The sequence below is a fragment of the Pseudomonas marginalis genome (assembly GCF_008692035.1).
Taxonomy (GTDB): domain Bacteria; phylum Pseudomonadota; class Gammaproteobacteria; order Pseudomonadales; family Pseudomonadaceae; genus Aquipseudomonas; species Aquipseudomonas marginalis.
Genome location: NZ_VTFG01000002.1, coordinates 889,080 through 902,466, shown reverse-complemented (window position 1 = coordinate 902,466; position 13,387 = coordinate 889,080). Strand labels below are relative to the sequence as shown.

Genomic DNA, 13,387 nt, shown 5'->3' with positions numbered 1-13,387 from the left:
GTGAACCGCGTAACCGCTCAAGAAGGCGCCGCCGGCATTGCCGCTGCCGTGGCTGAAAGCGTCCAGTACCAGGGCCGTAAGGCCAGCCGTCGGGGCAGCGAGCAACGCAGGCAAGACATTCTCGATGCAGCCATGCGCATTGTGGTGCGCGATGGCGTGCGCGCCGTGCGCCATCGGGCCGTGGCGGCCGAGGCCGGTGTGCCGTTGTCAGCCACTACCTATTACTTCAAGGACATCGATGACCTGCTCACCGATACCTTCGCCCAGTATGTTGAACGCAGCGCCGCCTTCATGGGCAAGCTATGGGTGCGTAACGAAGGCCTGCTGCGTGAGATGGTTGCCTATGGCGATGGCAGCCCGGAATCGCGCTCGCAACTGGCCGATGACATTGCGCGGCTGACCGCCGACTATGTGCTGCGCCAACTGACCAACCGCCGCGAACATTTGATGGCCGAACAGGCCTTTCGCCAGGAAGCCTTGCTCAACCCGCGCCTGGCCGAGCTGGTGCGGTCCCACCAGCAGATCCTGTTGCAGGGCACGGGACAGTTTTTCCAGGTATTGGGCTCCCGCGAGCCGCAACAGGACGCCAAGGTGTTGACGGCGATTATCAGTCGGATGGAATATCAGGGCCTGCTGGGCGGCGCAGAGCCTCTGACCGGTGAAGAGATGCTTGAGATCCTCAAGCGTTACATGCATTTGGTGTTGGCCTCGGTCTGACACCGGGGGAGTCCAATGAAAACCTGGCGTGTGGCGGTAATCGCCTTGTCGTTCCTGTTGCTCAGCGGTTGCCTGGTCACGTTCAAGGACCCGTTGCCCGCCCATGAGGCGGCGCCGGATGAGTTGCTGGGCCATTGGACCAGCAGGAATGCCTGGGGCGAACCGCTCAATCTGCGCATCAGCCGTGCCGGTGAGCACCGCTACAAGGCAGTGAGCTACCCTAAAGCCACGCCGGCCCAGCGTGATGAGTACCTGTTTACCGTTTCGCGTCATGGCAACCGCTGGTACCTGTCGGCACCGTTGCCGGCCCGGTTCGGAGGGCATTACTTCCTGGCGGGGTTCGAGTTCGACGATAAGCACGAATTGGTGGTCTATAACCTCGACCTCGAACAGATTCATCAGGCCATCGGGCAACAGGTGCTGCAGGGCAGCAGCGTGGAGACCGTCGAAGGCGCCGGCGTACGGGTCGACAGTTCCATGAGCCAGGTGTTTGCCTACCTGGATGACCCGGCCAATGCCGATGTGTTCGTTGAAGCCGTGCGCTACCAGCGTGCGGGCAAATAACGTTTAGAGAGGAAGCACCGGGTGGACGATTACCAGCAGACGATACGCAGCTTGTCCGATCGCATTGTGCTGGCGCAAACACCGATTCGCGTCCTCGACGCTGTGAAGTGGGACGACAACATTCGCCAGGGATTTCTCAAGGCCAAGGGCAAGGCCATGCCCGCCGTGGATCGCGACTACTACCTGAACCGACCGCTATCGTTCGACTCCAGTGCGGTAAAGCTGGAATTCCAGAACATCGAACGCGACATCACTCGCCGCCTCGGCCAGTTCAGCCCGGTGGGGCAGATCATGCGCCGCATGTGCCGCGAATACCGCATGGTGGTGCGCATGCTCGAAGCCCGCGGCACCGAGGACTTCGGCCTGATTTCCCAGGAGCTGTACGGCGCCGCTTCCGACGCCTTCCACGCCGGCGACCCGACCCTGGCTGACCTGGGCCTGATGCTCTCCGACTACCTGAACAATATCGACGGCCGTGGCGACCTCAAGGACGAAGCCAAGACCCTGACCGCCAAGGACGCCGTGGCCCTGCTGCAAACCCGCCTGAACAAGGTATTTGGCGAAGCCGAAGAGACCATCCGCGTGTTCGAGTCCGACGGCATCGTTGCCGATGCCGCAGCGGGCGCCGACTACATCAAGATCCGCGCCGACGCGATGTTCAACGACCGCGACGTGCGTGCGCTGGAAGTCCACGAAGGCCTGGTGCATGTCGGTACCACGCTCAACGGCCAGAACCAGCCGATCTGCACCTTCCTGTCCAAGGGCCCGCCGTCGTCCACCGTGACCCAGGAAGGCCTGGCGATCCTCATGGAGATCATTACGTTCGCCTCCTACCCGAGCCGCTTGCGCAAGCTGACCAACCGCACCCGGGCGATCCACATGGTGGAAGAGGGTGCCGACTTCCTGCAGGTGTTCGAGTTCTTCCGCGAGCAAGGCTTTGAAATGGCCGAAAGCTATGGCAACGCCAGCCGGGTATTCCGTGGCTCGGTGCCGAACGGCTTGCCGTTTACCAAGGACCTGTCCTACCTCAAGGGCTTTATCATGGTCTACAACTACATCCAGCTGGCTGTGCGCAAAGGCAAGCTGGAGCAAGTGCCGCTGCTGTTCTGCGGCAAGACCACCCTGGAAGACATGCGCACCTTGCGCCAACTGGTGGACGAAGGCCTGGTGGTGCCGCCCAAGTACCTGCCTGAACAGTTCCGCGACATGAATGCACTGGCGGCGTGGATGTGTTTCTCCAACTTCCTCAACCACTTGAGCCTGGACCGGATCGAGGCGGATTACTCCAATATCCTTTAAACGCTGTTATTCACGAGGCTTCAACGGATGAGAATCCTCGGCATTCTGTGCCTGCTACTCACATTGAACGGTTGCAGCTCCCTGCTGTTCTACCCCGAACCCGGCCTGCCATTCACGCCCGAAAAAGCGCACTTGCAATACCGCGATGTCACCCTCACCACCGCCGACGGCGTAAAGCTGCACGCGTGGTGGCTGCCGGCCAAGGCCGGAGTACCCGTCAAAGGGACGGTGCTGCACCTGCACGGCAACGGCGGTAACCTGGCCTGGCACCTGGGCGGCAGCTGGTGGTTGCCGGAGCAGGGCTACCAGGTACTGCTGCTGGACTATCGCGGTTATGGGCTGTCGGCAGGCAAGCCCTCACTGCCGGCGATTTATCAGGATGTGGACGCGGCGTTCAACTGGCTCGACCAGGCGCCCGAAACCCAGGGCCAGCCGTTGATCGTCCTCGGTCAAAGCCTCGGCGGTGCGCTGGCGGTGCATTACCTGGCGGAACACCCGCAGCGTCAAGTCCAACTCAAGGCCTTGGTACTGGACGGCGTGCCGGCCAGTTATCGTGACGTAGGACAATTCGCCCTGAGCACCTCCTGGTTAACATGGCCCTTCCAGGTGCCCTTGTCTTGGCTGGTGCCTGACGCCGACAGCGCGATCAACGCCATGCCGCAACTGACCGGCGTGCCGAAATTGCTGTTCCACAGTCTGGATGACCCGATCGTGCCCGTGGCCAACGGTATCCGCCTGTATCAGGCCGCGCCACCGCCACGGGTATTGCAGTTGACCCGCGGCGGCCATGTGCAGACCTTTGCCGACAAGACTTGGCAAACCGTGATGCTGCGCTATCTGGACGACCCGCAGCACTTCAACGGCCTGCGCCGCCTGGGCGAGATTCCGAATTACCCCATTCCTAAAGTTGATCCATCAGAGAGCCCGCAATGAGCGAAGAACGCAACATGATCCCGCTGATCCTCACCGGCATCGGCACCATCATCGGCACCGTCGGCTGCCTGTGGTACTACGGCTATTTGCACTTCGCCAAGCCTGAGGATGCGTTGCTGCTCAGCGACTTCACCATGCTCAAGACCGTGCCGGGCGAGGACTACAAGATCTCCCTGACCCCGGCCGCTCAAGTGGCACAGTGCGTCGATGGCGTGCTGGTCATGTTCGATACCGAACAAAAAGGCTTGAGTGGTGTATTGGTCAATAATAAGAAGCAGGCGGTGCGTTGCATGGGCCAGGAAACCCCGCAACTGCAGCAGTAAGCCAGCGCGTCGAGTCCGTGGGAAAACGCCACTCAGCCTGGGGATTCGTCCCTTGGTGCAGGTCCGAGTCTTCCCAGGCCGGAACCATCTCTATTTGCCCGCCACAGACTATGGACTGATCGGTGTGACTGATCGGTCCTTTTCGTTAGTTATTGTGGAGTCGACATTTATGGCAAACATCAGCGGAACACAGTCTCCAGTGAATACGGGCAGCTATGGCGCCGGCGGGAGCGGTAGTCCCGAGCAAGATCTCAAGGGGGATATTAATAGCCTACAAAACAGAATTGACCAAATGAAGTCACAAGGCTCTCAGGGCGGGAATGGAAGCGGGGGCGGAGCTAGTCTTGAGGAACTGGAGGAGGAACTGAAGAGGATGCAGGAAAAGTTGGCAAAATTGCAGCAGTCTTTAATGGGGAACAGTGGCAGCGAAGATGGTGGCAAGGGCAATGGCCAGATTCCGCAACCCGACTATCAGGGGGGAGGCTCGATCAACCCCTGATTGCCCACCCGTTGAAAAACCCGCCTGCCATAGGCGGGTTTTTGTGTATCCGGGGTCAGGTTAGCCACGGCCCGCTCAATGCCCACAGGGGGGGCGGGATTTATTTGGAACCATATCGCGCAAGACGCCACAGAAAGCGGTGTAACTTACACAGTTCAGGGCCGAGAAAGTGGCGATATCTATTTTTTCAACTCCTGCGAATCCTGCAGCTCCTGAAAGTCCTGCATTACGTAACATGCGGGATATGGTCAGGTGCCATGAGGATCTGGAACGGCAGCAGGCTCGGGAGCAGAAAAAGCAACTGATGGAGCATTTGCCGAAACATGCCCATGCCCCGAAGATTGAGCTGCCAGCGGAGGACACAAACCGTCCTGTCCAATTCGGCGAGCCCAAAAAAAACCCACCATAAGGTGGGTTTTCTTATCCAGCATCAATCAATCAGTTGGCGACGGACGAGCGTGGCTTGACCGGCTGGTTATCGTTGGAGATGGTCACTTCAACGCGGCGGTTCATGGCACGGCCCGAGACGCTGCTGTTGTCGGCAACCGGGTATTCCTTGCCATAGCCGGTGGTCACGATGCGACGTGGGTCAACGCCCATCTTGATCAGCGCAACCTGCACCGAAGCGGCGCGTCGCTCCGACAGGCTCTGGTTGTAGGCATCGCTGCCTGTGCTGTCCGTGTAACCTTCAACGATCACCTGGCGATCCGGGTTTTCCTGAAGGAACTGCGCCAGCTTATTGATGTTGACCAGGCCGCTGGACTTCAGGTCGGCCTTGTTGGTGGCAAACAGCACGTCGCCAAAGGTCACCAGGGTACCGCGCTCGGTTTGCTTGGCGTTCAAGCTGTCCTGCAGCTGCTTGATCTGCGCATCACGGGCCTCGAGCAGGGCACGGGCGCGTTCGTCGCCGGCGTTTTTCAGCTTGGCTTCGGATTCGCGCAGCACGATGGTGTCTTTGGCCACTTCAACGCGCTGGTTGGTCAGGTAGGCCAGTTGATCGACCTTCTTCTGGTCTTCCTTGTCGCGGTAGGCCTTGTCAGCCTTGTCCAGCCAATCGCTGGCGTCCTTGGTTTCCAGCGCGGCAAGCTTGGTGGCTTGCGGGTTGGTTTGCAGGGACGAGAAGTTGGTCCGTGCGTTTTCCAGGTTCGCGTTGGGCGGGGTAGAGCAGGCCGCCAGGGCAACGCTCATCGCCAGCAGGGCAGGGATCATCAATTGTTTACGCATAGTCGTGTCGTCCTTTCAATTCGATATCGGGTGCAGTGCAATCAGGCGCGGCGGTTTATTTCTGCTGGATAGCAGCCGGGCGCATACCTTCCTGACGCAGCTCCTGAACAGCTTTCTGGGAATCCTTCACAGCCTGTTCGGCCTTGGCGGCCTGGGACTTGCGCTCTGCAACGCGAGCATCCCATTCAGCCTGTTCGGCCAGGCGACGCGCCTCGTCATAGTTCTTGTCGTGCATGGCGATTTCGGCTTGCTTGAGCTTGTCCTGGGCCGATTTCATTTCAACTGCTGCGTACTCGGTGCCGCCGGCGCTCACTGCGCTGTTGACCGCGGACTGAGTCACCGCGTACTGCTCGGTTGGCGGGTTGCCGGCGCAGCCAGCCAAAACGAAGCTGGTGCCGATTGCCAGCGCGGCCAATTTAAGCCCGCGCAGGTGGTTAAACGTGGATTTGGCAGTGCTGGTCTTCATCGTCTTCAACTCCATTGGATAGCTCCTAAAAACATCAAAATCCATCGCAGTCGGTGAACGGCTTGGGGCGCGGCGGTAAAGCGCGACAGGCCCTTTCAAACGGCCGTTCCAAGTGATGGCTTACTGGCTGTGACCGGAGGCTTTTTTCAAAAGTTCAGAAGAGATGGCGATTTGCCTAAAAAAATATCTGACTGATTGGTCAGGGTAAAAAATTGGAACTTTTGCCACGTGCAGGGGTACTCCGAGCCTCGACAGAGGCCCGGAATACGGGGTTCAGATGGGTGTCAATCGAGTCCGTCAGTGCTTTTGGTCGTCGGCACTGGCAGACAAATCATGCAGATAGCGACGGGACAAGGTCAGGAACCGCGGCGTAGGCCCGACGTCCTCATAGAGCGGGTCGCCCTCTTCATCGGTGGCGATGACCTGTTGCCCCTTGATGTAGGGAAAGCTGGCTTCCAGCTCCTCAAGGGCGGCGCCGATCAGCTCGCCGAGCAGTTCTTCGGTGTGGCGCTTGGGGTACATCTCGGCGATGGCTGCCAGCCGTGCAGCGGCCTCCACATCCAGATGGATGGCGTACTCGGTCTTGGTCAGGCGACCCTTGGCGTTCTCTTCCCAATGCTGGGCCAGTTCTCGAATTTTCATGGCAACCTCAATAAAGCCTGCGGTGGCGGGCGGTGATGAGTGACCAGCCGTGCGCGTGGATAAACGCGGCGGCTCACACTTGAGACTAGCTGCAAGTCACAAGGTTTAAAGTCTTGTCATAAAACGATGCCGGCGGCACTCTGACAGACCTGCGCGTCCCGGATTTCTGGCTGGAGATTGGCTGATGAGTGATATCGATGCACGCTTGCGTGAGGATGTTCACCTGCTGGGTGAGCTGTTGGGCAACACCATTCGAGAGCAGTACGGCGATGATTTTCTCGCCAAGATCGAACAGATCCGCAAAGGCGCCAAGGCCGACCGCCGCGGAGCCGCCCCGGACAAAGCCGCGGGTGATGAACTGAGCGCCAGCCTCAATCAGTTGCAGGAAGACGAACTGCTGCCGGTGGCGCGGGCCTTCAACCAGTTCCTCAACCTGGCCAATATCGCCGAGCAGTACCAGTTGATTCACCGGCGCGATGAGTCGCAACCGGCACCGTTCGAGTCCCGCGTATTGCCGGAGTTGCTGGCGCGCCTGCAGGGCGAGGGCCACAGCAATGAGTCCCTGGCCCGCCAGTTGGGACGCCTGGACATCGAACTGGTCCTCACCGCCCACCCCACCGAAGTGGCGCGTCGCACCCTGATCCAGAAATACGACGCCATCGCCGCGCAACTGGCGCTGCAGGATCACCGCGACCTTACCACTGCTGAGCGCGAGCAGATCCGCCAGCGCCTGCAGCGCTTGATCGCCGAAGCCTGGCACACCGAAGAGATCCGCCGCACCCGGCCCACCCCCGTGGATGAAGCCAAGTGGGGCTTCGCGGTGATCGAGCATTCGTTGTGGCACGCCATCCCCAATTACCTGCGCAAGGCCGACCAGGCGTTACACGCGGCGACGGGCCTGCGTTTGCCGCTGGAAGCCGCGCCGATCCGCTTTGCGTCGTGGATGGGCGGCGACCGTGACGGCAACCCGAATGTCACCGCGCCGGTCACCCGCGAGGTGTTGCTGCTGGCGCGCTGGATGGCGGCCGACCTGTACCTGCGCGATATCGACCACCTGGCCTCCGAACTGTCGATGCAACAGGCCAGCCCAGCGTTGCAGGCCAAGGTCGGCGACAGCGTCGAACCCTATCGTGCCCTGCTCAAGCAACTGCGCGAACGCCTGCGCGCCACGCGCCAATGGGCCCATACCGCGTTGAGCAGCAGCACGCCGGCGCCTGCCGAGGTGTTGCAGAACAACCGCGACCTGCTCGAGCCACTGGAGCTGTGCTACCAGTCGCTGCACGCGTGCGGCATGGGCGTGATCGCCGACGGCCCGTTGCTCGATTGCCTGCGTCGGGCCGTCACCTTTGGCCTGTTCCTGGTGCGCCTGGATGTGCGCCAGGATTCCAGTCGTCATTCGGCGGCGATGACCGAAATCACCGATTACCTGGGCCTGGGCCGTTACGAGGACTGGAACGAAGACATGCGCATCAGCTTCCTGATGAAGGAGCTGGCCAACCGTCGACCGCTGTTGCCGGGCTATTTCAAGCCATCGGCCGATACGGCCGAAGTGCTCAATACCTGCAAGGAAGTGGCCGCCGCGCCTGCCGCATCGTTAGGCTCGTATGTCATCTCCATGGCCGGTGCAGCGTCGGACGTATTGGCGGTGCAACTGCTGCTTAAAGAGTCGGGCGTTCAAAGGCCGATGCGCGTGGTGCCCCTGTTCGAAACCCTGGCCGACCTAGATAACGCCGGTCCCGTGATCGAACAACTGTTGCTGCTGCCAGGCTACCGGGCGCGCTTGCAGGGCCCGCAGGAAGTGATGATCGGCTACTCCGACTCGGCCAAGGACGCCGGCACCACCGCCGCCGCCTGGGCGCAGTACCGGGCCCAGGAGCGGCTGGTGGATATCTGCCGGGAGCAACAGGTGGAATTGCTGCTGTTCCACGGTCGCGGCGGCACCGTCGGACGTGGCGGCGGCCCGGCCCACGCGGCGATCCTGTCGCAACCGCCGGGTTCGGTGGCGGGGCGTTTCCGTACCACCGAACAAGGCGAGATGATTCGCTTCAAATTCGGCTTGCCGGACATTGCTGAACAGAACCTCAATCTCTATCTGGCCGCCGTGTTGGAAGCGACATTGCTGCCACCGCCGCCACCGGAGCCGGCGTGGCGCCATTTGATGGATGAATTGGCGGCCGACGGCGTCAGCGCTTATCGCGCGGTGGTGCGGGAAAATCCGCAATTCGTCGAGTATTTTCGTCAGTCCACCCCGGAGCAGGAGCTGGGCCGGCTACCTCTGGGCAGTCGCCCGGCCAAGCGTCGCGCCGGTGGTATAGAAAGCCTGCGCGCCATTCCGTGGATCTTCGGTTGGACCCAGACTCGCCTGATGCTGCCGGCCTGGCTGGGTTGGGAGGCCGCGTTGAGCAAGGCCCTGGAGCGCGGCGAAGGTGAACTGCTGGGACAGATGCGCGAACAGTGGCCGTTCTTCCGCACCCGCATCGATATGCTGGAAATGGTCCTGGCCAAGGCCGATGCCGATATTGCGCGCCTGTATGACGAGCGCCTGGTGCAGCCGGACCTGTTGCCATTGGGGGCGCACTTACGCGACCTATTGTCGCAGGCCTGCGACGTGGTGCTTGGCCTGACCGGCCAGTCGCAACTGCTGGCCCATAGCCCTGACACCCTGGAGTTTATCCGCCTGCGCAACACCTACCTCGATCCCTTGCACCTGTTGCAGGCCGAGTTGCTGGCGCGCTCGCGTCGCCAGGAAGCCGCGCAGGACAGCCCTCTGGAACAGGCGCTGCTGGTGTCCGTGGCCGGTATTGCCGCCGGCCTGCGCAACACCGGCTGAGGTTTTTTGCGTGTTCTCAAAGGCTTGCGCAGAAACCACGACGGCCGCCCCGAAAGGGGTGGTCGGCGTTTACAGCGCGGGTTGCACTCAGGCACACCCTACCTATGACGTACGCGTGGCGCGGGTTCCTGCGACTTTTGGCGGCTTGTGTGGTTAGGGCCCGCTGTGTATCTTGATCAGCCTTTGGCCGTTTGGGCGGCCTGGGCCCATAGTTTCATGAGCCCTATATTATTTTTACGAGATTGGCCCCACGCGGCGAATCCGAGCGTCATCTCTATAAAAAATTGAGGAGCACATCGATGCGCGTCATTCTGCTGGGAGCTCCCGGGGCCGGTAAAGGTACTCAGGCAAAGTTCATCACTGAAAAATTCGGCATTCCACAAATCTCCACCGGCGACATGCTGCGCGCTGCCGTCAAGGCCGGCACCGAGCTGGGCCTGATCGCCAAGAGCGTGATGGACAGCGGCGGCCTGGTCTCCGATGACCTGATCATCAACCTGGTCAAGGAACGCATCAGCCAGGAAGACTGCAAGAACGGCTTCCTGTTCGACGGTTTCCCACGCACCATTCCCCAGGCCGAAGCCCTGGTGAAAGCCGGCGTCGAGCTGGACGCGGTGGTGGAAATCGCGGTTGAAGATGAAGAAATCGTCCAGCGTATCGCCGGTCGTCGCGTCCACGAAGCCTCGGGCCGCGTGTACCACACCGTCTACAACCCGCCTAAAGTTGAAGGCAAGGACGATGTCACCGGTGAAGACCTGGTGCAGCGTAAGGACGACACCGAAGAAACCGTGCGTCATCGCCTGTCGGTCTACCATTCCCAGACCAAGCCGCTGGTGGATTTCTACCAGAAGCTGTCCGCAGCCCAGGGCAAGCCGAAGTACAGCCATATCCCTGGCGTCGGCTCGGTGGAAGCCATCACCGCCAAGGTCCTGCAAGCACTGAGCTGATCCTTTATCGGCTTGATAGACAACGGCCCGCTTGCGGGCCGTTGTTGTTTATACTGGCGCACTTTTTTTCGACTTGGACACCCACACCGATGAGCACCCTGCTGGCCCTGGACACCGCGACTGAAGCTTGCTCCGTTGCCTTGCTGCACGATGGCAAGGTCACAAGCCACTACGAGGTGATCCCGCGCCTGCACGCGCAGAAGCTGTTGCCGATGATCAAGCAGCTGCTTGAAGACGCGGGCACCACCCTGTCGGCCGTGGATGCCATCGCCTTCGGCCGTGGCCCGGGGGCGTTCACCGGGGTGCGTATCGCCATTGGCGTGGTCCAGGGCCTGGCCTTTGCGTTGGAATGCCCGGTGCTGCCGGTCTCCAACCTTGCCGTACTGGCCCAGCGTGCCTTGCGCGAACAGGGCGCGCGGCAGGTGGCGGCCGCGATCGATGCGCGTATGGACGAAGTGTATTGGGCTTGCTACCGCGAAACGGCTGGCGAAATGCGCCTTGTCGGCGTGGAAGCGGTACAGCCACCGGAATCGGCGGTATTGCCCGACGATGCCAGCGGTGACTGGTTCGGCGCCGGTACCGGCTGGGGGTATGGCGAGCGCATCGGTGTTCAACCCGCTGGCCAGGACGCCACCCTGTTGCCTCACGCCGAAGATCTGCTGACCCTGGCGCGCTTCGCGTTCGAACGTGGCGAGGCGATTCCTGCGGATCAGGCCGCACCGGTTTACCTGCGCGATAAGGTCGCGCAGACCAAGGCGGAAAGAGGGATTATTTGACGCCAAAAATGATGGCAATTTGAGGCAAAAGTCGCCAATCGTCAGAATTTGCCCGGGTTTTTAAACCTTTTTCAAATTATGTGTTCTAGTTATCACCAGAGCATTTGCGCGCGACGGACAGTGCTGCCAAAATGCCATTACTGATAGCGAGTTCGCGCCTATGCGTATAGATGGATTTTCCTCACAGTCGTACCCGATCAAGCGCAAGCCGCGTAGGGCAAACGCCACGGTGGACGACTCCGTCGAGGATTCGCCGGACTTCATTGAGGTCCAATCCGATGCGCAGGCCAGTTCACAAGCCCGCATCAGCGGCGTTCCCGCCCGTCAGCAAGACATGGTCTTCCCGCGCTCCATGAGCAAAAGCGTTGCCACCGCCCTGGCCAGCTACCTGACCACCGCCGGATTTGTCGAATGGGATATGGAAGTGCTGGGTCTCGACATCCACATCTGATGCGCCTGCCTTACTACCTCGGCTGCCCGTCCTGGAGTGAAAACGCCTGGCGCGAGTACCTGTACCCAGCCGACGCCCGCTCCGGCGATTACCTTGCCCTTTATTCCCAGGTCTTCAACGCCGTTGAAGGCAATACCACGTTCTACGCTCGCCCCTCGGCCGCTACCGTGCAGCGCTGGGCCGACATCATGCCCGACGATTTTCGCTTCACTGCCAAATTCCCCGGTGACATCAGTCACGGTGGCGACTTGCGCGAGCAATTGCCGGCGGCGGAAAGTTTTGTCGGTTTGATGAGCCCGCTCGGTGAACGTGTTTCGCCGCTGTGGCTGCAACTGTCGGCGAGTTTTTCGCCGCAACGCCTGGCTGAACTGGCCGGTTTTATCGATGGCCTGGAACGCCCGATGGCGGTGGAAGTACGCCACCCTGAGTTCTTCGCCAAGGGCGATGCCGAGCGCATGCTCAACCGTTTGTTGCGTGATCGCGGTGTCGAGCGCATCTGCCTCGACCCGCGTGCGTTGTTCAGTTGCACGTCGACTTCGGCGGCGGTACTGCACGCACAATCGAAAAAGCCCAAGGTGCCGCCCCGTCCGGCCGCGCTGACCCGGTTTCCCCAAGTGCGTTTTATCGGCCATCCGGAGCTTGAGGCCAATGACCCGTTCCTGGTGCCGTGGGTGGAAAAAGTCGCGGGTTGGATCGAAGAAGGCCGCACACCCTACGTGTTCCTGCACACCTCGGATAATCGCCTTGCCGCGCAACTGGCCCTGCGTTTTCACGCGCAGCTGATGGCGCGCCTGCCCGGCCTGCCGGCGCTGCCGACCTTGCATCGGGAACCCGAAGCCGAGCAACTGGGGTTACTCTAGGGCTCCTTTTCCCGCCAGGAGTCAGTCATGGATGCCCAAACCCTTCGCGCCGAAACCTTCAAGGCCCTGCATGAGCGCGACCGTGCCTTCGTGATGCCTAACCCGTGGGACGCCGGCTCTGCGGTGATGCTCGCCAGCCTTGGCTTTGAAGCCCTGGCCACGACCAGTGCGGGTTATGCGTTCAGCCTGGGACGCCCGGACGCGGAAGGGGCGTTGTCCCTGGAAGACACCTTGGGCAATGCCAGCATGATTGCCAAGGCCACCGCGCTGCCGGTGGCGGCCGACCTGGAAAACGGCTTCAGCGATACCCCTGATGGCTGTACCGAGACCATCCTGCGGGCGGCGGCCAGCGGTATCGTGGGGGGCTCTATCGAAGATGCCACCGGCGTTGCCGTCGACCCGATCTATCCCTTCGACCTTTCCGTAGAACGCGTGGAAGCCGCCGTCGCCGCTGCCCGCAGCTTGCCATTCCCCTTCACACTGACGGCCCGCGCGGAAAACCTCCTGCATGGTCGCCTGGATCTGCCCGACACTATTCGCCGCTTGCAGGCCTACGCCGAAGCCGGCGCCGACGTGCTTTATGCGCCGGGCCTGCGCAGTGCCGAGGACGTGCTGGCGGTGGTCAAGGCCGTGGCGCCAAAGCCGGTGAACGTGTTGATGTCCGGCGGCCTGAAACTCAGCGTGGCGCAATTGAGTGCGATGGGGGTAAAGCGCATCAGCGTGGGCTCGGCCATGGCACTGGCGGCCTATGGTGAGTTCTACCGAGCGGCCCAGGAAGTCTATGAGCTGGGCACCTTCAGCTTTACCGAGCGCTCGATGCCCTTCAGCCAGGCCAATCAGTTCTTCAAGGACTGAG

General features: G+C 61.2%; 15 protein-coding genes. 12 read left to right on the top strand and 3 right to left on the bottom strand.

The window, feature by feature from the left end; translation table 11 throughout:
* The 6 genes from FX984_RS24250 (at position 1) to FX984_RS24225 (ending at position 4,335) form a co-directional block, all read left to right on the top strand.
* Positions 1-717 carry a TetR/AcrR family transcriptional regulator gene (locus tag FX984_RS24250; RefSeq protein ID WP_027604515.1) on the top strand — a complete coding sequence of 239 codons (717 nt, stop codon included), beginning with the start codon at positions 1-3 and terminating at the stop codon, positions 715-717.
* Between the two features lie 15 nt (positions 718-732).
* The gene (locus FX984_RS24245; protein ID WP_092356418.1) at positions 733-1,281 is read left to right on the top strand and encodes a hypothetical protein; all 549 of its coding nucleotides are present in this window, start codon (positions 733-735) and stop codon (positions 1,279-1,281) included.
* Positions 1,282-1,302: 21 nt separating this feature from the next.
* Positions 1,303-2,580 carry a flavohemoglobin expression-modulating QEGLA motif protein gene (locus FX984_RS24240; RefSeq protein ID WP_027604513.1) on the top strand — a complete coding sequence of 426 codons (1,278 nt, stop codon included), beginning with the start codon at positions 1,303-1,305 and terminating at the stop codon, positions 2,578-2,580.
* Positions 2,581-2,607: 27 nt separating this feature from the next.
* Positions 2,608-3,513, top strand: coding sequence for an alpha/beta hydrolase (locus tag FX984_RS24235; protein WP_027604512.1), 906 nt, complete (start codon positions 2,608-2,610; stop codon positions 3,511-3,513).
* The gene (locus FX984_RS24230; RefSeq protein WP_003172217.1) at positions 3,510-3,836 is read left to right on the top strand and encodes a PA3694 family proteiin; all 327 of its coding nucleotides are present in this window, start codon (positions 3,510-3,512) and stop codon (positions 3,834-3,836) included. Before FX984_RS24235 ends, FX984_RS24230 begins: the two co-directional genes overlap by 4 nt.
* Positions 3,837-4,005: 169 nt before the next feature.
* A complete protein-coding gene (locus tag FX984_RS24225) occupies positions 4,006-4,335 on the top strand; it encodes a hypothetical protein (RefSeq protein ID WP_043293396.1) in 330 nt (109 codons plus the stop codon).
* Positions 4,336-4,773: 438 nt separating this feature from the next.
* Here FX984_RS24225 and lptF read toward each other — a convergent pair whose 3' ends face one another.
* The 3 genes from lptF to FX984_RS24205 form a co-directional block, all read right to left on the bottom strand.
* The gene (gene lptF / locus FX984_RS24215; protein WP_098480282.1) at positions 4,774-5,559 is read right to left on the bottom strand and encodes a lipotoxin F family OmpA-related lipoprotein LptF; all 786 of its coding nucleotides are present in this window, start codon (positions 5,557-5,559) and stop codon (positions 4,774-4,776) included.
* 55 nt (positions 5,560-5,614) lie between these two features.
* Positions 5,615-6,025, bottom strand: a complete 411-nt coding sequence (locus FX984_RS24210; RefSeq protein WP_169899499.1) for a DUF4398 domain-containing protein — start codon at positions 6,023-6,025, stop codon at positions 5,615-5,617.
* A gap of 297 nt (positions 6,026-6,322) precedes the next feature.
* Positions 6,323-6,667, bottom strand: a complete 345-nt coding sequence (locus tag FX984_RS24205) for a hypothetical protein (protein WP_027604509.1) — start codon at positions 6,665-6,667, stop codon at positions 6,323-6,325.
* A 184-nt stretch (positions 6,668-6,851) separates the two neighbouring features.
* Here FX984_RS24205 and ppc point away from each other — a divergent pair, with 184 nt between their 5' ends.
* The 6 genes from ppc to FX984_RS24175 all read left to right on the top strand — a co-directional run bounded on the left by ppc (position 6,852) and on the right by FX984_RS24175 (position 13,386).
* Positions 6,852-9,497, top strand: coding sequence for a phosphoenolpyruvate carboxylase (gene ppc, locus FX984_RS24200; RefSeq protein ID WP_027604508.1), 2,646 nt, complete (start codon positions 6,852-6,854; stop codon positions 9,495-9,497).
* Between the two features lie 299 nt (positions 9,498-9,796).
* Positions 9,797-10,444, top strand: a complete 648-nt coding sequence (gene adk, locus FX984_RS24195) for an adenylate kinase (RefSeq protein WP_010212617.1) — start codon at positions 9,797-9,799, stop codon at positions 10,442-10,444.
* Positions 10,445-10,533: 89 nt separating this feature from the next.
* Complete coding sequence (tsaB, locus tag FX984_RS24190; RefSeq protein ID WP_027604507.1) at positions 10,534-11,220, top strand: tRNA (adenosine(37)-N6)-threonylcarbamoyltransferase complex dimerization subunit type 1 TsaB; 687 nt, start codon at positions 10,534-10,536, stop codon at positions 11,218-11,220.
* 160 nt (positions 11,221-11,380) lie between these two features.
* Positions 11,381-11,671 (top strand): hypothetical protein, encoded by a 291-nt coding sequence (locus FX984_RS24185; protein ID WP_027604506.1) that lies wholly within the window; start codon positions 11,381-11,383, stop codon positions 11,669-11,671.
* Positions 11,671-12,531 carry a DUF72 domain-containing protein gene (locus FX984_RS24180; protein WP_027604505.1) on the top strand — a complete coding sequence of 287 codons (861 nt, stop codon included), beginning with the start codon at positions 11,671-11,673 and terminating at the stop codon, positions 12,529-12,531. Before FX984_RS24185 ends, FX984_RS24180 begins: the two co-directional genes overlap by 1 nt.
* A 27-nt stretch (positions 12,532-12,558) precedes the next feature.
* Positions 12,559-13,386 (top strand): isocitrate lyase/PEP mutase family protein, encoded by an 828-nt coding sequence (locus FX984_RS24175; RefSeq protein WP_108573940.1) that lies wholly within the window; start codon positions 12,559-12,561, stop codon positions 13,384-13,386.
* Position 13,387 lies beyond the last annotated feature (1 nt).